The sequence below is a fragment of the Francisella philomiragia subsp. philomiragia ATCC 25015 genome, from assembly GCF_000156715.1.
GTDB lineage: Bacteria > Pseudomonadota > Gammaproteobacteria > Francisellales > Francisellaceae > Francisella > Francisella philomiragia.
The window spans coordinates 164,497-182,758 of sequence record NZ_DS999312.1; the positions used below are offsets into that span (position 1 = coordinate 164,497).

The window sequence follows — 18,262 nt, forward strand, 5'->3', positions numbered from 1 at the left end:
TTAGTTTTTTTAGTGGATTCAAGTAGAGTATTTAGTTTGGTTTAAGTAGATATTATTTTATTTACATATAAGGGCTTTTGGAGCATAATTTTGATACATTAGTTCTATATGTTTCAAATTATGCAAAAAATTACGAGAGCCGGTTTTACAATATGGTTTATATGCGCGTTTTTCTATGCGCTTGAATTTATAATTCGAGCTTCAGGGAATTCACTTTACAATGATTTTTCCACAGATCCATATAATCTAACAGCCGAGCAAATTAGCGTACTAAGTTCGGCATTTTACTGGGCGTATGTTGCTTCACAACTTCCAGCTGGTATTTTGCTTGATAAATTTGGTGTCAAAAAGATTATGGCAATAAGTACTTTGATATTCTCTATAGGAGTTCTTATTGCAACTATGGCTACATCTCCAGAGTATCTTATTTTATATAGAGTATTAGCTGGTATTGGCGGTGGTTTTGCTTTTTTATCTGCACTAAAAGCGATAGCTATATGGCTTCCTAAAAGAACTTTTCCTTTATTCACGGGAGCAACTCAGATGCTTATGTATGGTGCAGGTACTCTTACGGGTTTACCATTAGTAATTCTAGCAAACCATTTTAGTATTCAAGTGATAATGTCTGGGATTCTTGTTGTTTCAATAATTATGTTCTTAAGTGTATTATTTTTCATACCATTTAAAGAACCTCATAATCAGACAGATACTGATGAATTAGCTGACACTCATACTAAGATTGAAGATATTCCGATAGTTTTTAAGATAAAGCAAATTTTACTAAATGGATTTTTCTGTTTCACAATTTATGGTACGACAGCTATTTTTGCAGATTTATGGAGTTATAGATTCTTAAGTTTGGATGGATATCCTGAGCACTATGCTGGTTTAGCATCATCTATGATATTTATTGGGATTGCAATTTTTAGCCCTTTATGGGGAGTGATAGCAACATTGTTAAACAAACAAAAAGCCTTACTTACTTGGGCTTCAATTTTTGGTTTATTTATCGTTATAGCGGTTGTATATTTGCATGTTAATCCAATAATTATGTGTATACTGTGTGTGTTATGGGGTGGTATGCAGGCAGCTCACGTTCTTAATTTTACAATTTTGCGCCAACACATCAGTCCAATGTATATAGCTACTGGTATTGCTGCAGTTAATCTATTTATACCTTTAAGTGGTGCTGTACTTCAGCCATTTGTTGGATATATGGTTTCATTTTTTGAAAACTATGGTTTTGGACAGTTAGAAGCTTTTAAATATTCGTTATTCATTTTGCCTATATTAATGTTTTTATCTGTATTATTGTCTCTTTTTATTAAAGAGAAAAAAGCTTAGAATATCTTTTAAGAAGTTTATCATTTTTTATAAGGGAAATTTCATGTCCAAGCAATTTATATTAGCAATAGATCAAGGTACTACTAGTTCACGAGCAATAATTTTTGATAAAAAAGGCAATATCAAAAAAATAGCACAAAAAGAATTTACACAGATTTATCCAAAAAGTGGTTGGGTAGAGCATGATCCAATGGAAATATGGGCATCACAAAGTAGTATTGTTAGAGAAGCTCTTGAGTATGCTAGAGTTTCTCCTAGGGATATAGCAGCGATTGGTATCACTAACCAAAGAGAAACCACCGTGGTTTGGGATAAAAATACAGGTCAACCAGTATATAATGCTATAGTATGGCAGTGTCGTAGAACATCGCATATTTGTGATGAAATTAACAAGAACGAAGATCTTAAAAAATATATCCGTAAAAACACGGGTCTTATTGTTGATGCGTATTTCTCTGCTACAAAAATCAAATGGATTTTAGACAATGTTGACGGAGCTAGAGAAAAAGCAGAAAAAGGAGATTTACTTTTTGGAACAATTGATACTTGGTTAATCTGGAATTTAACTAAGGGTGAAGTTCACGCTACTGACTTTTCAAATGCTTCAAGAACAATGTTGTTCAATATAAATACACTTGAATGGGACAAAAAAATTCTAGAGTATTTAGATATTCCAGTATCAATGTTGCCAGAGGTTAGATCTTCGAGTGGAGATTTTGGACATACACATCCTAGCACTCTAGGGGGAGCTCGAATTCCAATAGCTGGTGTAGCAGGAGATCAACAGTCAGCATTGTTTGGACACTGCTGTTTTGAAGAAGGAATGGCAAAAAATACTTATGGTACGGGATGCTTTGCTCTAATGAATGTGGGTGACAAGCCTGTATTTTCTGATGCTGGTTTACTGACTACAATCGCTTGGGCTGAGGATGGTAAACCAACCTATGCTTTAGAGGGGAGTGTCTTTATTGCCGGAGCAGTTATCCAATGGATTAGAGATGGTCTAGGTCTTGTACGTTCTGCAGAGGATAGTGAGTACTATGCAACAAAAATTGACTCAACTGATGGTGTGTACTTGGTGCCGGCATTTGTTGGACTTGGTACGCCATATTGGGATATGTATGCTCGTGGAACTATTGTTGGTATCACTCGAGATACTAGACGTGAGCATATTATTAGAGCAGCTCTTGAGGCTATAGCTTATCAAGCAAAGGATGTTTTAGATTGTATGAAAGAAGATACCGGTCTTGATTTGGCAGGTCTTCGTGTCGATGGTGGTGCAGTGCAAAATAATTTCTTGATGCAATTCCAATCAGATATCTTACAATCAGAAATTTCTAAGCCTAAAATTAATGAGATTACAGGTTTAGGTGCGGTATTCTTGGCAGGTCTAGCTGTAGGGTTCTGGAAAGATAAAGAAGAACTTAAGACTATTCTTACAACAGAAAAAACTTTTGAGCCGAAAAAAGATCCTGAAACTGTAGCGCATGATTACAAAGGCTGGAAAAAAGCAGTTCAAAGAAGTATGGCTTGGGCTGAATAATATTTTATTGGCTAGATTTAAGGTAGCTCGACAAGAGAGCAAATAGTTTTTAAATACAAAGATTTTAAATATAAATGAAAAAAGAATACGACATAATAATAATAGGTGGTGGTGCGACTGGTTTTGGTTGTGCTATTGAAGCGGTTTCAAGAGGCTATAAAACTCTGCTTTTAGAGGCTTATGATTTTGGTAAAGGTACATCTTCAAAATCGACTAAGTTGATACATGGTGGTTTAAGGTACCTAGAGAATTTTGATTTTGCTCTAGTAAAGGAGGGTTTGGAAGAGAGATTTTCATTCTTACATAATGCCCCACATTTAACTCATAAACAATCTTATCTGATCCCAACCCGTAGCTATTTTGAGACAGTTAAATATACAATTGGTGTTAAGTTGTATGAGTTTTTATCAGGTAAATATAAAATTGGCAAAAGCTATAATCTTAGTAAACAACAAACATTAGCAGTGTTGCCAAATATCGATGATTCAAAACTTAAAAAGAGCTTAGTGTATTACGATGGTCAATTTGATGATACTAGGCTTTTGATTTCTTTGATGAAAACTTTTGAAGCTAAAGGTGGTGTCGCTCTTAACTATCATAAAGTAGAAAAAATATTTAGCTCAACAGATTCAAAATTGGATACTGTAAAAGTTGTAGATACTTTATCGGGGGAACAAAAAGAATTTACAGCTAAACACATTGTTAATGCTACTGGTACTTTTACTGATAAAACTATAGATATAGCGAATCAGCAAGATTCTCATAAATATGTATCGGTTGCTCAAGGAACGCATATTGTTTTTGATAGAGAAAAGTTTCCTACAGAGCATGCAATCTTAATTCCAGAAACTGAAGATGGTCGAGTTTTGTTTATCTTACCTTGGCATAATCATCTAATAGTAGGTACAACAGATATAAAGAAAGAGGCTCCAAGTATTGAACCACGAGCAGAAAAATCTGAGATTGACTTTATCCTAGAGACATTTAATCGGTATGCAAAAACAAAAGCTACTATCGAGGATATTAAGTCTGTATATTGTGGTCAAAGGCCTCTAGTATCACCAAAGAATGCTAAAAATACAGCAAAAATCTCACGTAAACATGAAATTGTAGAGTCAAAGGATGGCTTAATAAGTGTTGTTGGTGGTAAATGGACAATCTTTAGAAGAATGGGGCAAGATGTTTTAGATTTCATTGAAACCAAAAAAATTGCCCAAAAAATATCCAAAACTTCTGATGAGTTACTTGTTGATGCTATTGAGCCAAAAGATGTATATCCTTTAAAAGTTTACGGCAAAAATGCTGAAGATATCAAAATCATTCAAAAAGAGTTAGATAGTCATAAGTTGCTACATAGTGATTTGCCATACTATCAGGCAGAGGTGATTTATCATGTGAGAGCTGAAAAGGCTAGAAGTGTCGAAGATGTATTAGCACGTCGTACTAGGGCGGCGTTTTTAGACATCAAAGCTAGTATTGCTACAGCTCCAGTAGTAGCAGAGCTTATGGCAAAAGAGCTTGGTAAAGATCAATCATGGCAAGATCAGCAAGTTGCTAGCTTTAAAGAGTTTGCTAAGAATTTTGATGTGGATGAGTTGTATAAATAAGGGTTTTTGATGTGGCACTATTTAAAATTGATAAATCTTTAGAATATATAAAAGAGAAGCCTTTTCGATTAGAAAAAGAGATCCAGCTATTAACAGAAGATAACATTCAAATTGTTTTTGGCTTAGAGCTTGTTAAGTCAGAGTTTGCCCTTAATAACTTTAGGATAGATTCTCTCGCATTTGATAGAGACACAAAGTCTTTTGTGATTATCGAATACAAGAGAGACAAGAATTTTAGTGTCATTGATCAGGGTTATGCTTATTTATCTTTAATGTTGAATAATAAAGCAGACTTTATTTTAGAGTATAACGAGGGTTCAGAGCAGTCATTAAATAGGAAAGATGTTGATTGGTCTCAGTCAAGAGTTATATTTATATCTCAAGCTTTTACAAATTATCAGAGAGAAGCAATAAACTTTAAAGACTTACCTATAGAGCTATGGGAAGTTAAAAGATATGAAAATAAAACTATTTCATATGAGCAGATCCGTAAAACAGATTCACAAGAGAGTATAAAAACAATATCTAAAAAAGATAATGCTATAGATAGTGTTAGTAAAGAAATTAAAGTTTACTCTGAAGAAGATCTTGTGTCTAAAGCTTCTGATGAAATAAAAGAGCTTTATATGCAACTTAAGGTTGCTGTTTTAAATTTTGGAGATATCGATATTAAACCAAATAAGCATTATATTGCTTTTATTGGTGTTAAAAATATTATTGATGTGCAAGTTCAGAAAAAAGCATTAAAAATATGGATAAACCTACCAATAGGGAGTTTGGATGATCCTAAGAAAATTGCTAGAGATATGTCAAATATAGGACACTTAGGTAATGGGGATTATGAGATTCAAATAGGTTTTGATAATGATTTCGAGTATGTTTTGAGTTTGATTAAACAATCGGTAAGAAAAAACGGTAAATAGCTGGGGTAATTATGTTAGAAGCATGTATAGCAGAAGTAATAGGTACAATGTTGCTTATTCTTCTAGGTAATGGTGTTGTAGCAGGAGTGGTTTTAAACAAAACTAAATCTCATAATGGGGGTTGGATTGTTATAACATTGGCTTGGGGATTAGCAGTGTTTATAGGAGTGTTGGTTGCAGGCCCAATTAGTGGTGCTCACATGAATCCGGCAGTTACGATAGCTCTTGCTCTAGCTGGTAAATTTTCATGGGTTTGGGTGGCTCCATATATCGTTAGTCAAATTATTGGAGCTATGCTTGGGCAGTTACTTGTTTGGATTATGTACTACCCTCATTATTCAGCCACTGATAATACAGACTTGAAGCTGGCGACACATTGTACTTCTCCGGCTATCAAACATTTACCATCCAATTTTGCTAGTGAAGTTATTGGTACTTTTGTTTTAGTTTTAGCAATATTGGCGATGCATGGAGTAGTTGTCCAGGTTGGCGATCCTGCAATTGCAACAGCATATCCGATAGATATGGGTGCTTTAGGCGGTATACCAGTTGCATTTGTGGTGGTTGTGATTGGTTTGTCATTAGGTGGAACAACTGGTTATGCTATAAATCCTGCTAGAGATTTTGGTCCAAGATTATTTCATGCTATTATGCCGATACAAGGAAAAGGTTCTTCTCAATGGAACTATGCGTGGGTGCCGATACTTGGTCCTATTTTAGGCAGTGCTATTGCTACAGGTTTGTATTTATTTCTAAAGACAAAGGGAGTTTTCTAACAAAATGTGTGAGATGATTTATCTACCACTGCTGGCTGATGATCTTTTGAGGCTGTTTATTTCAATTATGCTATTCTTGTGTTGCGTGATTTTAAGCTATATCTTTGCAAAAAGAAAACCTTGGGATGTGGCATTTTGGATATGTTTTTCAATATCATTATTTGGTATGGGTAGCTATGGTTATGTTGTTCATCACATTTATCTAGAAAATACTTTCTCTTACGATGGTTTTATTTCTGGTGCTGCGTTTATTACAGTGTGTGGACTTTTGTTTTCAAGAAAGAGATACTTCGATTTTAATGATAATATTTTTAGCAGAGATGGTCTAATATTGTTTGCAACATTTTTTGTTTTTGCTTTTATCTATATATTTACAATAAAATATAATCCTGACTGTGTTATAGCGTTTGAGCATTTTTTTATAGATGCTTTACAGATTGTTATCTATCCACTATTGCTATTATTTGCAATATCGGCATTTTTATATAGATTTTCTATATGTCTATCAGCTTTTGCTATAAGTATGGCATTATTTATTGTGGAGAATGCTGTCTTTATCCTAAACGTTATGACAGGGGTTGTGAAACATGAAGTAGCTATCGAAGAGATTTCGTTTGCTACAATATCGATAGTCCTTAGTTGTATAGCAGTTTTTATGCTTACTAGAGCAAAAAGAATATATATGGAGAGTAAAAAAAATGTTTGAACAAGTTAGTATTGGAAGTTCTTTTTGGATCAATTTACTTATTTCAATTTTAATTTTAGTCATAGGTTTTTGGATATCTAAATATATCAAAAAACTAGTTTATCGTCTGCTTGAAGACTACGATAAAACAGTATCGCAATTTTTATCTAGTGTTGTTTATACTATCTTTTTAGTTTTAGTTGTAGTAATCGCATTGGCAAAACTTGGAGTGCCTATATCGCCTGTGACAGGAGTTTTGACAGGGATTGTTTTTGGTATTTCTATGTCTCTTAAAACTTCCTATAATATTATCGCATCTGGTATTATGCTTGCATTTAGTAAGCCTTTTGAGATAGGTGAAAAGGTCGATCTAGGAGGGATTGCTGGGATTGTTAAGTCAATTGGATTTTTGTATACAAAACTTGATGATGAAAACGATAATGAAATTGTTGTACCAAATAATTTAATTCTTTCTAGAGTTATTACAAGATTCTCTGAATCAGAAAATAAGTAATGCAAAAAAGTTTTCTTAATTCCGAAAATTATTTATATACACCAAATGGTCAAAAAATAATTCTCAATAATCAGCAAATAAAAGCGATTAGTCATATAAAAAAATTCCTTAAGAGTAAAGATACTTATTTTCTACTCTCAGGATATGCAGGTACAGGTAAGACTACTGTTGTTAAGAAGATCTTGGATGAGTATCCTAAGAGAGCAATAGTTTCAGCACCAACCCGTAAGGCAAATGCTGTTATTTCACAATCAACTTCTGCACCTGGGTATACGATCCACTCTTTGCTTGGATTGCAACCTGATATAAATCTTGCTGATTTTAACCCTAATGAACCTGTTTTTGGGCAAATTAATAAAGCTACTATCAAAAACTATGATTTAATAATAATAGATGAAGCAAGCATGATAAATAAATCATTATTTGCACTTATTGATGCTGAAATTACTAAGTCATTATCATCTAAGGTTATATTCTTGGGAGATAAAGCACAAATACCTCCTGTAGGAGATCAAGAAAGTCCAATTTTTCAGTTAGAGAATAACTATGAACTTACGCAACTTATGCGTCAATCTGATGATAATCCTATAGCAGAGCTAAGTCAGCAACTTAGAAATGTCGGGGAAGAGTTACCAATCTTTTTGGATAAAAAAGAAAGTATGCTGAACAAAGATGGCGAAGGTGTGTTATTCGTTAATTCAAGTGATCAATTTAGAGATGAGATTAAAAAAGTTTTTGGTTCTTCTTATGCAAAAGCTGATTTAAATTATGCAAAATTAATAGCTTGGCGTAATAGAACGGTTATGCAGTCAAACAGGATAATTAGGAATTTGGTTTTTGGAGAAAATGCTAACTTAATCGAGAAAGGAGATGTCTTGATAGGGTATCGGGCTATAAAAGCTAGTACTAAAGAATCTTTTTTGATAAATAATTGTGTAGATTATAAGGTGGTGGAGGTTTCAGATAGGCAAAAAAATATAAATGGACTGTTTGGATATACGGTAAGAGTACATGAGAAAGCAAAGATTTATAGAGGCTTTGATGAGAAAAGTATTTTTATAATAGATTCAGATAGTAGTGAAAACCTCAACGAGTATGCTGAGATTCACGATAATTTATTAAAAATTGCTAGAGGTGATAGATTGTGGTCAACTTACTATGAGTTTCGCAAAAATAACTTATTAATGATTGATATCGAAAGGTATTCTGATGGAGGCTTAAGAGCAAAAAGCAATGTAATAAAGAAGGATTTAGATTATGGGTTTGCTGTTACAGCTCATAAAGCACAAGGATCAACTTATAAAAAAGTATTCATACTTTTAAAAGATATTGTACTAAACAAGAACTATACGGAGAGAAACCAAATATTATATGTAGCTATGACAAGAGCACAAAAAACATGTATAGTTTTATAAAAAAGGTTATAATGGCTTTACATTTATATTTACACATAGTAATATAAACTTAGTTTTTTGTTAGATAAGTTGTTTCTGCAAAGCAAAGTGCAAATTATCATAAAAAAGCTTGATTTTTAGTCAAATAAACTTTATAGTTATCTAAAAGTTTTAGGGGAGGGATTCCCGAGCGGCCAAAGGGATCAGACTGTAAATCTGACGGCTCAGCCTTCGCAGGTTCGAATCCTGCTCCCTCCACCATGCGGGTGTAGTTCAATGGTAGAACTTCGGCCTTCCAAGCCGATAGCGTGGGTTCGATTCCCATCACCCGCTCCACCTAAACTAAATTGTATAAAATAAACACTATTAATAAGCTCGCATGGCTCAGTTGGTAGAGCACTTCCTTGGTAAGGGAGAGGTCACCAGTTCAAGTCTGGTTGTGAGCACCATATTTGATTTATTGTTTTTTGTTGAAAAAAAATGGAGCATAGAAATGGCTAAAGAAAAATTTGAACGTTCGAAGCCGCACGTAAACGTAGGTACAATTGGTCACGTTGATCATGGTAAGACTACTCTTACTGCTGCTATCACTAAAGTTATGGCTGAAAAGAACGGTGGTTCAGCTCGTAAGTTTGATGAGATCGATAATGCGCCTGAAGAAAAGGCACGTGGTATTACTATTAATACTTCTCACGTAGAGTATGAGTCTCCAAATAGACACTATGCTCACGTTGACTGTCCAGGACACGCGGACTACGTTAAAAACATGATTACTGGTGCTGCTCAAATGGATGGCGCTATCCTAGTATGTTCTGCTGCGGATGGTCCTATGCCACAAACTCGTGAGCACATCTTACTTTCTCGTCAAGTTGGCGTACCTTATATAGTTGTTTTCTTGAACAAGTGTGACATGGTGGATGACGAAGAGTTACTAGAGTTGGTAGAGATGGAAGTTCGTGAGCTTCTTGATCAGTATGATTTCCCTGGTGATGATACTCCAGTTATCATGGGTTCTGCTCTTAAAGCTATCGAAGGTGAAGAGCAGTATGTTGAGAAGATTGTTGAGCTAGTTGCTGCTATGGATGATTATATTCCAGCTCCTGAGCGTGACACTGCTAAACCATTCATTCTTCCAATTGAAGATGTGTTCTCAATCTCTGGTCGTGGTACAGTAGTAACTGGTCGTATTGAGCGTGGTGTGATCAATGTTGGTGATGAAGTTGAGGTTGTTGGTATTCGTCCAACTCAAAAAACTACAGTAACTGGTGTTGAAATGTTCCGTAAGCTTCTTGACAAAGGGGAAGCTGGTGATAACGTAGGTATCCTAGTTCGTGGTCTTAAGAGAGATGATGTTGAGCGTGGTCAAGTACTATGTAAGCCAGGTTCAATTAAGCCACATACTAAGTTTGAAGCTGAAGTATATGTTCTTTCTAAAGAAGAAGGTGGTAGACATACTCCATTCTTCAAAGGATATAGACCGCAGTTCTACTTCCGTACTACAGATATTACTGGTGCTGTTGAGTTACCAGAAGGTGTTGAAATGGTAATGCCTGGTGATAACATTAAGATGACTATCACTTTAATCAACCCAATCGCTATGGACGAAGGTCTACGTTTTGCTATCCGTGAAGGTGGTAGAACGGTTGGTGCTGGTGTTGTTGCTAAAATTATCGAATAATAGATAGTTTAACAAAAAATATAGGTCAGTAGTTCAATTGGTAGAGCAGCGGTCTCCAAAACCGCAAGTTGGGGGTTCGAGTCCCTCCTGGCCTGCCACATAATTAAGGCGGTGTTGTGATTTTTGCAACATCGCCTTTTTTATTTCTTGATATTATTTATTTGGTGTGATATTTTATTGGCTACGTTTGTAATTTCTCTATGTAAATACTTTTTTAAGAAAGGGATATCTTGTGAAAAAAAATCAAGGTTTAAATAAAGTGTGGGTCAGTGGTGCTACAAAGACTAGCGAAATCAAGAAGATTTCTAAGTCAAGTAGCTTGTTGTTGTGGGTAGTTTCAGCAGCAATTATAGTCTTTGGTGTTGCGATCACTATGTACTCTGATGTGCTTGGTGGGAGTTATAGCTCCTATAATACATCTTTAGCTGTTATTGTGGTCTTGGTGGCTTTAGTTGTTGCAAGATTTACGAATCAAGGGCGTCGCTTCTGGGCATTTTTTCAGGCGTCTAAACTTGAGTTGGCAAAGGTTGTATGGCCTACACGCAAGGAGACGATGACAATATCGGCCATGGTCATAGTGGTTGTTATAATTTTTGCACTAATAATATCTTTATTTGGTGTTATATTTGAGAGTTTTATTCAGTATTTTCTGGGTTAATAAAGGGATATAAATATGCTTTGGTATGTTGTGCAAGTGCACTCAGGTTATGAGAAAAGAGTGAAAACTCAGCTAGAAGAAAATATAGAAATAGCAGGCTTAAAAGAAAACTTTGGTAGAATACTTGTTCCAACTGAGAATGTTGTTGAAATGAAGGGTGGTCAAAAACGTAAGAGTGAAAGAAAGTACTTTCCAGGATATGTTTTGATTGAGGCTAATTTAACTACGGAAGCGTGGGATATCATAAAGGCTGTACCTAGAGTGCTAACTGTTGTTGGTTCACGAGGTAAGCCAATTCCATTAAGTAAGGCTGAGGTGGAGAGGATATTAGGATTTGTAGAGGGAAGTACTTCTACGGTTGAACCTAGGTTGAGAAAAACTTATCATGTTGGAGAAGTTGTTAGAGTTCTTGAGGGACCTTTCAACGATTTTACTGGTGTTATTGAAGAAGTTAACTATGAAAAATCAAGATTAAGAGTGGCGGTATCTATATTTGGTAGATCTACTCCTGTTGAGCTTGAGTTTTCACAGGTTGAAAAAGAATCTTAGTAATGATTTGCTAAGATGTGGGGAGCTTATATCTTTATATAAGTGCTATTAACCTAAATTTGGAGAAAAATAAATGGCTAAGAAAAAAATAGAAGCTATTATCAAGTTGCAAGTAGCAGCAGGGAAGGCGAATCCTAGCCCACCAATTGGTCCTGCATTGGGTCAGCACGGTGTTAATATTATGGGATTCTGTAAGGAGTTTAACGCTAAGACACAAGGTATGGAGCCTGGTATGCCAATACCTGTTGAAATATCAGTGTATAGTGATCGTAGTTTTACTTTTGAAATGAAGACTCCTCCAGCTTCTTATTTAATTAAGAAGGCTATCAAGGTTAAGTCTGGTTCATCAAATCCTTCAAAAGATCTTATTGGTACTATTACTCGTGAGCAATTAGAAGAGATTGCTAAGGTTAAAGATCCTGATTTAACAGCTGCAGATATTGATGCTGCTGTAAGAATTATTGCGGGTTCTGCACGTAGTATGGGTGTAAAAGTAGAAGGGGTTGAGTAATGGCTAAAATTTCAAAAAGAATGAAAGAAATCTCAGCTAAGATTGATGCTGAGAAAAAATATCCTGTATCAGAAGCTTTTGATATTTTAAGAGATGTTTCATCTGTTAAATTTGTTGAATCAGTAGATGTATCTGTAGCTTTAGGAGTTGATCCGCGTAAATCTGATCAGGTTGTAAGAGGAGCATCTGTTCTTCCTAATGGTACTGGTAAAACTGTTAGAGTAGCAGTTTTTGCTAAAGGTCCTGCTGCTGATGCTGCTAAAGAAGCTGGTGCTGATGTGGTTGGTATGGAAGATTTAGCTGATGAAGTTAAAAAAGGTAATATGGACTTTGATGTTGTTATCGCTTCGCCAGATTCAATGAGAGTTGTTGGACAGCTTGGTCAAATCCTTGGTCCTAAAGGTCTTATGCCGAACCCTAAGGTTGGTACTGTGACTATGGATGTTGCTAAAGCAGTTAGAGATGCTAAAGCAGGTCAAGTTAGATATAGAGTTGATAAAGCAGGTATAATTCATACTACTATTGGTAAGGTAAACTTTACTAGTGATGCTTTAAAGCAGAATTTAGAGCAGCTATTGGCTGATCTTAAAAAAGCAAAGCCATCAGTATCAAAAGGTATATATTTGAAGAAAGTTTCTGTATCTAGTACAATGGGTCCAGGAATAAGTGTTGACTTTTCAGATTTAAATATATAATATACTGCTTTGCAATTTCTTTGGGTTGTATGAAAATGCAACGATCAAAGACCGTAGGAGTCGAGCTTGCTTGGCTTAATATTTATCCTACGCAGACGATGTTGACAACCTTTTTTGGTCTAAATATCGTGTTAATTAAATAAAGTGTGGACAATAAATAAGGAGTCGATATGGCACTTAGAATAGAGGATAAAAAAGCAATTGTTGCTGAAGTTGCTGAACAAGTGTCCTCAGCATTGTCTGCAGCAGTAGCAGACTACCGTGGTTTGACTGTTAATGAAATGACTTCATTAAGAAAGCAAGCTCGTGAGTCTGGAGTTTATTTAAGAGTTGTGCGTAACAACTTAGCACGTTTAGCAATTAAAGGAACTGATTTTGAGTGTCTTGGTGATGCTCTTAAAGGTCCTCTTGTTCTTGCTCTTTCTAAGGATGAGCCAGGTGCAGCAGCTAAGCTATTTAAAAGCTTCCAAAAAGATCATAATGCTTTTGAAGTGAAAAATTTAGCTATGTCTGGTGAACTGTTTGGTCCTGAAAAGTTAGATGACTTTGCTAAGCTTCCTACTAGGGAAGAGGCACTTGCTACATTACTTAATGTTATGCAAGCACCAGTTACTAAGTTTGTTCGTACTCTTAATGAGATTCCGTCTCAGGCGGTACGAGTATTTGCTGCTGTTGGAGATAGTAAATAATTGCACTGGCTTATAGAAAAGCTAAAAAAGAATTAATTGTTAAATAAATAGGAGTTATAAAAATGTCTATAACAAAAGAAGATATCCTAAATGCTGTTGCTGAAATGAGTGTAATGGATGTATGTGATTTAGTTAAAATGATGGAAGAAAAATTTGGTGTATCTGCTGCTGCTGCTGTTGCTGTTGCTGCTGCTCCAGCTGCTGCTGCTGAAGCTGCTGAAGAGAAAACTGAATTTGACGTTGTTTTAGTTGATGCTGGTTCAAACAAAATTGCTGCTATTAAAGCGGTAAGAGGCGCTACTGGTCTTGGTCTTAAAGAAGCTAAAGATGCTGTTGAAGGTACTCCTTTCACAGTTAAAGAAGCTGCATCTAAAGATGAAGCGGAAGCTCTTAAAAAGCAACTTGAAGAAGCTGGCGCTAAAGTTGAGCTTAAATAATAAAATTCTAAATTATAATTTTTAGAAATTTATGACTAGTGGTCAATTTTGGCCCCTAGTCTTTCTAGTATTGAAAGATACATAGATATTGGTGCAAATATAGTCATATTTGCTTTTTATTTTGTGTAAACAAAATCTTAGGGATGTTTTTGATGTCTTACTCATACGCTGAGAAAAAAAGAATTCGCAAAGAGTTTGGGGTTCTTCCTCATATCTTAGATGTGCCATATTTACTTTCCATTCAAACAGAGTCTTATAGAAAATTTTTAAATGCAGATGATGCAAAAGGTAGACTTCACTCTGGTCTTGAATTAGTGCTTAAGCAATCTTTTCCTGTAGAAAGTAAAAATGGGCAATATGAACTTCATTATGTCGATTATCAAATTGGTGAACCTACTTTTGATGAAACAGAGTGTCAGGTACGTGGTGCTACATATGATGCTCCATTAAATGTGAAGTTAAGATTGGTTGTATATAACAAAGAAGCCCTTCCTAGCGAAAAAGTGGTAGAGGATATTAGAGAAGAATATGTCTATATGGGCGATATTCCTCTTATGACAACTAATGGTACTTTTATAATTAATGGTACAGAAAGAGTAGTTGTATCACAATTGCATAGATCTCCTGGTGTGTTCTTTAGTAAGGATGATTCAGAGGAAGGTGCGTTTTCGGCACGTATTATTCCTTACAGAGGTTCATGGCTTGATTTTGAGTTTGACTCAAAAGGTATTATATGGGCTAGAATCGACAGAAAAAGAAAATTTTGCGCTACAGTAATTTTAAAAGCTCTTGGATATACGCAAGAGGAAATATTAAATAGATTCTCTGATAGTAAGACAATTAGTTTTAATAATAAAGGTTTTGCACTTAAGCTTGATGATCTTTCTAGTATGAAAGGTGAAGTGCTTAAGTTTGATATTATTGATGAAAAAGATAATACAATTGTTAAGAAAAATAAAAAATTAACATCTAGGGATATTAAGAAAATCAAAGATGCAGGAGTTGATTCTGTAGCGATTGATTTTGATTTGGTTGGTACTCTTAGAGTGGCAAAAGATATCGTTAATGAAGCTACAGGTGAAGTGATAGCTTATGCTAATGACGATGTTACAGAAAATTTATTAGAAGCATGTGTAGAAGCGGGCATGCTTGAATTGGAAGTTATTGATTTTATAACTACCGAAAGAGGTAGATATATATCAGATACCCTGAAATATGACCTTACTAAAAATACAGATGAAGCACTTGTAGAAATATATAAGGTTCTTAGACCTGGTGATCCTCCAGCAGCAGCTTCTGTAAAAGCGCTATTTGAGGGACTATTCTTTATTGAAAGTAGATATAGCTTGTCTGATATAGGTAGAATGAAACTAAATGCAAGATTAGGCTCTGATAATGTATCTAAAGATATTTATACTTTAGAAAATAGTGATATTGTAGGTGTTATCGAAGAGCTTATTAATATCCGTGATGGTAAAGGCAAGGTTGATGATATCGATCATCTAGGTAATAGACGTGTTCGTTCTGTTGGTGAGATGGTTGAGAACCAGTTTAGAATTGGTCTTTATAGAGTAGAAAAAGGTATCCGTGAGAGTATGTCTTTGGTACATAAAGATAAGCTTATGCCTAAAGATATTGTTAACTCTAAACCAATTACAGCAGCAATCAAAGAATTCTTTACATCGGGTGCTTTATCTCAGTTTATGGATCAAGATAATCCACTATCTGAAGTAACTCATAAAAGAAGAATTTCAGCACTGGGTCCTGGTGGTTTGTCGCGTGATAGAGCAGGATTTGAAGTTCGTGATGTTCACGCAACTCACTATGGTAGACTATGTCCTATTGAGACTCCAGAGGGTCCAAACATTGGTCTGATTAACTCATTGGCAAGTTATGCGCGAGTTAATGATTATGGCTTTTTAGAAGCACCATATAGAAAAGTAGTTAATGGTAAAGTAACTAATGAAATTGAGTATTTATCAGCTATTGATGAAGATCATTACGTGATTGCTCAAGCATCAACTAAACTTGATAAAAATAACCATTTTGTAGAAGATCTTATTCAGTGTCGTTCTGGCGGTGAGGCAATATTTACTGAGTCAAGTAGAGTTCAGTATATGGATGTTTCTGCTAAACAGATGGTTTCAGCAGCTGCAGCATTAATACCATTCTTAGAGCATGATGATGCTAACAGGGTATTGATGGGTGCAAACATGCAACGTCAAGCTGTACCAACGCTTAAATCTGAAAAGCCTCTAGTCGGTACCGGTATGGAGAAGATTGTTGCAAGAGATTCTGGTAACTGTATTATCGCAAGAAATGCTGGTGAGATAGCAGAAGTTGATTCTAATAGAATAGTTGTTAAAGTTGATACTGAAAAATCTAAAACAAGCAAGTTAGTTGATATTTACAGCCTGACTAAGTTTAAGCGTTCAAACAAGAATACTTGTATCAATCAACGTCCAATAGTTAATGTTGGTGATAAGATTGAAGCGGGTGATATTTTGGCTGACGGTTTTGCAACTGATTTTGGTGAGTTATCACTTGGCCATAATCTTATGGTTGCTTTCATGCCGTGGAATGGTTATAACTTTGAGGATTCAATTTTACTTTCTGAGAGAATAGTAAAAGATGATAAGTACACTAGTATCCATATTGAAGAGTTTACATGTGTGGCTCGTGATACTAAATTAGGCCCTGAAGAAGTAACAGCAGATATTCCAAATGTAAGTGAGTCAAGTCTTGCTAAGCTTGATGAGTCAGGTATTGTCCATATCGGTGCTAATGTTGAGGCTGGCGATATTCTTGTCGCTAAGATTACGCCAAAAGCTGAGCAGCAGTTAACTCCTGAAGAAAGACTTCTTAGAGCAATCTTTAATGAAAAAGCATCAAATGTTGCTGATAGTTCATTAAGAATGCCTAGCGGTACTTCAGGTACTGTAATTAATGTTCAGGTTTTTGAAAATGATAAAGGTGGCAAGAGTAAAAGAGCTCTTAAAATTGAGAAAGAACTAATTGATAAAGCGCGTAAAGATTTCGATGAAGAATTTGCTGTGATTGAATCTGTAGTTAAATCATCTATCGAGACAGATGTGATTGGAGCTAAGATACAAAAAGCAAAAGGACTTAAGAAAGGTGCTGTTCTTACAAAAGAATTTTTAGCAACTTTACCTTTTTCTAAATGGCTGGAAATTTCTTTTGAAGATGAAAAACTTGAGCAAAAAGTACAGAATGCTAGAGAGTATTACGAAGAAGCAAAAATAGCTGTAGATGCTAGATTTGAAGCTAAGAAAAAATCTATCATGCAAAGTAATGAGTTATCTCCTGGTGTACTTAAGACAGTTAAAGTTTTTGTCGCTATTAAAAAGCGTATTCAGCCAGGTGATAAGATGGCTGGACGTCATGGTAACAAAGGTGTGGTTTCACGAGTGTTACCAGTAGAGGATATGCCATATATGGAAGATGGTACTCCTGTAGATGTCTGTTTGAATCCACTAGGTATTCCTTCGCGTATGAATATCGGTCAGATTCTAGAGGCTCATTTAGGATTAGCTTCTTATGGCTTAGGCAAGAAAATAGAGCAAACTCTAGAAAAAACAAGAAAAGCAGCAGAGTTAAGAAAAACTTTAGAAGAAGTCTATAATAGTGTAGGTGATAAAAAAGTTGATCTTAAAGCTTTAAATGATGAAGAGATATTGAACCTTTGTGAAAATCTAAAAGGAGGAGTGCCAATTGCTACCCCTGTATTTGATGGTGCAAAAGAAGAAGATATCAAATCATTGCTAAAAATAGGTGGCTTTGCAACTAATGGTCAGATGAAACTATTTGATGGTCGTACCGGTAAACCATTTGATAGGCATGTAACGGTTGGTTATATGTATATGCTTAAGTTAGACCATTTAGTAGATGATAAAATGCATGCTAGATCAACTGGATCTTATAGCTTAGTTACGCAGCAACCGTTAGGTGGTAAAGCGCAATTTGGTGGTCAAAGATTCGGTGAGATGGAAGTTTGGGCATTACAAGCATATGGTGCTGCTTATACTCTAAGAGAGATGTTAACGGTTAAGTCAGATGACATAACTGGTAGATCTAAGATGTATAAGAATATAGTTGATGGTAAGTTAACTATGAATGTAGATGTTCCAGAATCATTCAATGTTTTAAGAAATGAAGTTAGAGCATTGGGTATAGATATGGATTTTGACTATTCATCTGAGGAAGAATAAGCATCTTAATTTGAAGCTACTTATTTTTTG

16 protein-coding genes and 4 tRNA genes are annotated in these 18,262 nt (G+C 35.2%); all 20 read left to right on the plus strand.

Annotated features, from left to right (window positions below; all coding sequences use genetic code 11):
• Positions 1-120: 120 nt before the first annotated feature.
• The 20 genes from FTPG_RS03475 (at position 121) to rpoB (ending at position 18,232) form a co-directional block, all read left to right on the plus strand.
• Positions 121-1,344 carry an MFS transporter gene (locus tag FTPG_RS03475; RefSeq protein ID WP_035722363.1) on the plus strand — a complete coding sequence of 408 codons (1,224 nt, stop codon included), beginning with the start codon at positions 121-123 and terminating at the stop codon, positions 1,342-1,344.
• Between the two features lie 43 nt (positions 1,345-1,387).
• Complete coding sequence (gene glpK, locus FTPG_RS03480) at positions 1,388-2,887, plus strand: glycerol kinase GlpK (RefSeq protein ID WP_004287046.1); 1,500 nt, start codon at positions 1,388-1,390, stop codon at positions 2,885-2,887.
• A 74-nt stretch (positions 2,888-2,961) separates the two neighbouring features.
• Positions 2,962-4,494 (plus strand): glycerol-3-phosphate dehydrogenase/oxidase, encoded by a 1,533-nt coding sequence (locus tag FTPG_RS03485; protein ID WP_004287047.1) that lies wholly within the window; start codon positions 2,962-2,964, stop codon positions 4,492-4,494.
• Between the two features lie 11 nt (positions 4,495-4,505).
• Complete coding sequence (locus FTPG_RS03490) at positions 4,506-5,417, plus strand: DUF5655 domain-containing protein (RefSeq protein WP_004287048.1); 912 nt, start codon at positions 4,506-4,508, stop codon at positions 5,415-5,417.
• A gap of 11 nt (positions 5,418-5,428) precedes the next feature.
• A complete protein-coding gene (locus tag FTPG_RS03495; RefSeq protein ID WP_004287049.1) occupies positions 5,429-6,193 on the plus strand; it encodes an MIP/aquaporin family protein in 765 nt (254 codons plus the stop codon).
• Between the two features lie 4 nt (positions 6,194-6,197).
• The gene (locus tag FTPG_RS03500) at positions 6,198-6,899 is read left to right on the plus strand and encodes a hypothetical protein (RefSeq protein WP_004287050.1); all 702 of its coding nucleotides are present in this window, start codon (positions 6,198-6,200) and stop codon (positions 6,897-6,899) included.
• Positions 6,892-7,392 carry a mechanosensitive ion channel family protein gene (locus FTPG_RS03505; protein WP_004287051.1) on the plus strand — a complete coding sequence of 167 codons (501 nt, stop codon included), beginning with the start codon at positions 6,892-6,894 and terminating at the stop codon, positions 7,390-7,392. The genes FTPG_RS03500 and FTPG_RS03505 overlap by 8 nt, the downstream gene beginning before the upstream one ends.
• Positions 7,392-8,807 (plus strand): ATP-dependent DNA helicase, encoded by a 1,416-nt coding sequence (locus FTPG_RS03510; protein WP_004287052.1) that lies wholly within the window; start codon positions 7,392-7,394, stop codon positions 8,805-8,807. Before FTPG_RS03505 ends, FTPG_RS03510 begins: the two co-directional genes overlap by 1 nt.
• 155 nt (positions 8,808-8,962) lie before the next feature.
• Positions 8,963-9,047, plus strand: a tRNA-Tyr gene (locus tag FTPG_RS03515).
• Between the two features lies 1 nt (position 9,048).
• Positions 9,049-9,122, plus strand: a tRNA-Gly gene (locus FTPG_RS03520).
• Positions 9,123-9,159: 37 nt separating this feature from the next.
• Positions 9,160-9,235, plus strand: a tRNA-Thr gene (locus tag FTPG_RS03525).
• Positions 9,236-9,279: 44 nt separating this feature from the next.
• Complete coding sequence (gene tuf, locus FTPG_RS03530; protein ID WP_004287053.1) at positions 9,280-10,464, plus strand: elongation factor Tu; 1,185 nt, start codon at positions 9,280-9,282, stop codon at positions 10,462-10,464.
• 22 nt (positions 10,465-10,486) lie between these two features.
• Positions 10,487-10,562, plus strand: a tRNA-Trp gene (locus tag FTPG_RS03535).
• Positions 10,563-10,696: 134 nt separating this feature from the next.
• Positions 10,697-11,122 carry a preprotein translocase subunit SecE gene (secE, locus tag FTPG_RS03540; protein ID WP_004287054.1) on the plus strand — a complete coding sequence of 142 codons (426 nt, stop codon included), beginning with the start codon at positions 10,697-10,699 and terminating at the stop codon, positions 11,120-11,122.
• Between the two features lie 15 nt (positions 11,123-11,137).
• Positions 11,138-11,671, plus strand: a complete 534-nt coding sequence (gene nusG, locus FTPG_RS03545) for a transcription termination/antitermination protein NusG (protein ID WP_004287055.1) — start codon at positions 11,138-11,140, stop codon at positions 11,669-11,671.
• A gap of 73 nt (positions 11,672-11,744) precedes the next feature.
• Positions 11,745-12,182, plus strand: a complete 438-nt coding sequence (gene rplK / locus FTPG_RS03550; RefSeq protein WP_004287056.1) for a 50S ribosomal protein L11 — start codon at positions 11,745-11,747, stop codon at positions 12,180-12,182.
• Positions 12,182-12,877, plus strand: a complete 696-nt coding sequence (gene rplA, locus FTPG_RS03555) for a 50S ribosomal protein L1 (protein WP_004287057.1) — start codon at positions 12,182-12,184, stop codon at positions 12,875-12,877. Before rplK ends, rplA begins: the two co-directional genes overlap by 1 nt.
• 170 nt (positions 12,878-13,047) lie before the next feature.
• On the plus strand, positions 13,048-13,566 hold the full coding sequence (gene rplJ / locus FTPG_RS03560) for a 50S ribosomal protein L10 (RefSeq protein ID WP_004287058.1): 519 nt from the start codon (positions 13,048-13,050) through the stop codon (positions 13,564-13,566).
• Between the two features lie 62 nt (positions 13,567-13,628).
• Positions 13,629-14,003, plus strand: a complete 375-nt coding sequence (gene rplL, locus FTPG_RS03565) for a 50S ribosomal protein L7/L12 (RefSeq protein WP_004287059.1) — start codon at positions 13,629-13,631, stop codon at positions 14,001-14,003.
• 152 nt (positions 14,004-14,155) lie between these two features.
• Positions 14,156-18,232 (plus strand): DNA-directed RNA polymerase subunit beta, encoded by a 4,077-nt coding sequence (gene rpoB / locus FTPG_RS03570; protein WP_004287060.1) that lies wholly within the window; start codon positions 14,156-14,158, stop codon positions 18,230-18,232.
• The last annotated feature ends 30 nt before the right edge of the window (positions 18,233-18,262 follow it).

Excerpts from the sequence above, each read along its gene's own strand:
- FTPG_RS03475 (WP_035722363.1), top strand. The coding sequence starts at position 121 with ATGCAAAAAATTACGAGAGCCGGTTTTACAATATGGTTTATATGCGCG.
- glpK (WP_004287046.1), top strand. The coding sequence starts at position 1,388 with ATGTCCAAGCAATTTATATTAGCAATAGATCAAGGTACTACTAGTTCA.
- FTPG_RS03485 (WP_004287047.1), top strand. The coding sequence starts at position 2,962 with ATGAAAAAAGAATACGACATAATAATAATAGGTGGTGGTGCGACTGGT.
- FTPG_RS03495 (WP_004287049.1), top strand. The coding sequence starts at position 5,429 with ATGTTAGAAGCATGTATAGCAGAAGTAATAGGTACAATGTTGCTTATT.
- FTPG_RS03500 (WP_004287050.1), top strand. The coding sequence starts at position 6,198 with ATGTGTGAGATGATTTATCTACCACTGCTGGCTGATGATCTTTTGAGG.
- FTPG_RS03505 (WP_004287051.1), top strand. The coding sequence starts at position 6,892 with ATGTTTGAACAAGTTAGTATTGGAAGTTCTTTTTGGATCAATTTACTT.
- FTPG_RS03510 (WP_004287052.1), top strand. The coding sequence starts at position 7,392 with ATGCAAAAAAGTTTTCTTAATTCCGAAAATTATTTATATACACCAAAT.
- tuf (WP_004287053.1), top strand. The coding sequence starts at position 9,280 with ATGGCTAAAGAAAAATTTGAACGTTCGAAGCCGCACGTAAACGTAGGT.
- nusG (WP_004287055.1), top strand. The coding sequence starts at position 11,138 with ATGCTTTGGTATGTTGTGCAAGTGCACTCAGGTTATGAGAAAAGAGTG.
- rplK (WP_004287056.1), top strand. The coding sequence starts at position 11,745 with ATGGCTAAGAAAAAAATAGAAGCTATTATCAAGTTGCAAGTAGCAGCA.
- rplA (WP_004287057.1), top strand. The coding sequence starts at position 12,182 with ATGGCTAAAATTTCAAAAAGAATGAAAGAAATCTCAGCTAAGATTGAT.
- rplJ (WP_004287058.1), top strand. The coding sequence starts at position 13,048 with ATGGCACTTAGAATAGAGGATAAAAAAGCAATTGTTGCTGAAGTTGCT.
- rplL (WP_004287059.1), top strand. The coding sequence starts at position 13,629 with ATGTCTATAACAAAAGAAGATATCCTAAATGCTGTTGCTGAAATGAGT.
- rpoB (WP_004287060.1), top strand. The coding sequence starts at position 14,156 with ATGTCTTACTCATACGCTGAGAAAAAAAGAATTCGCAAAGAGTTTGGG.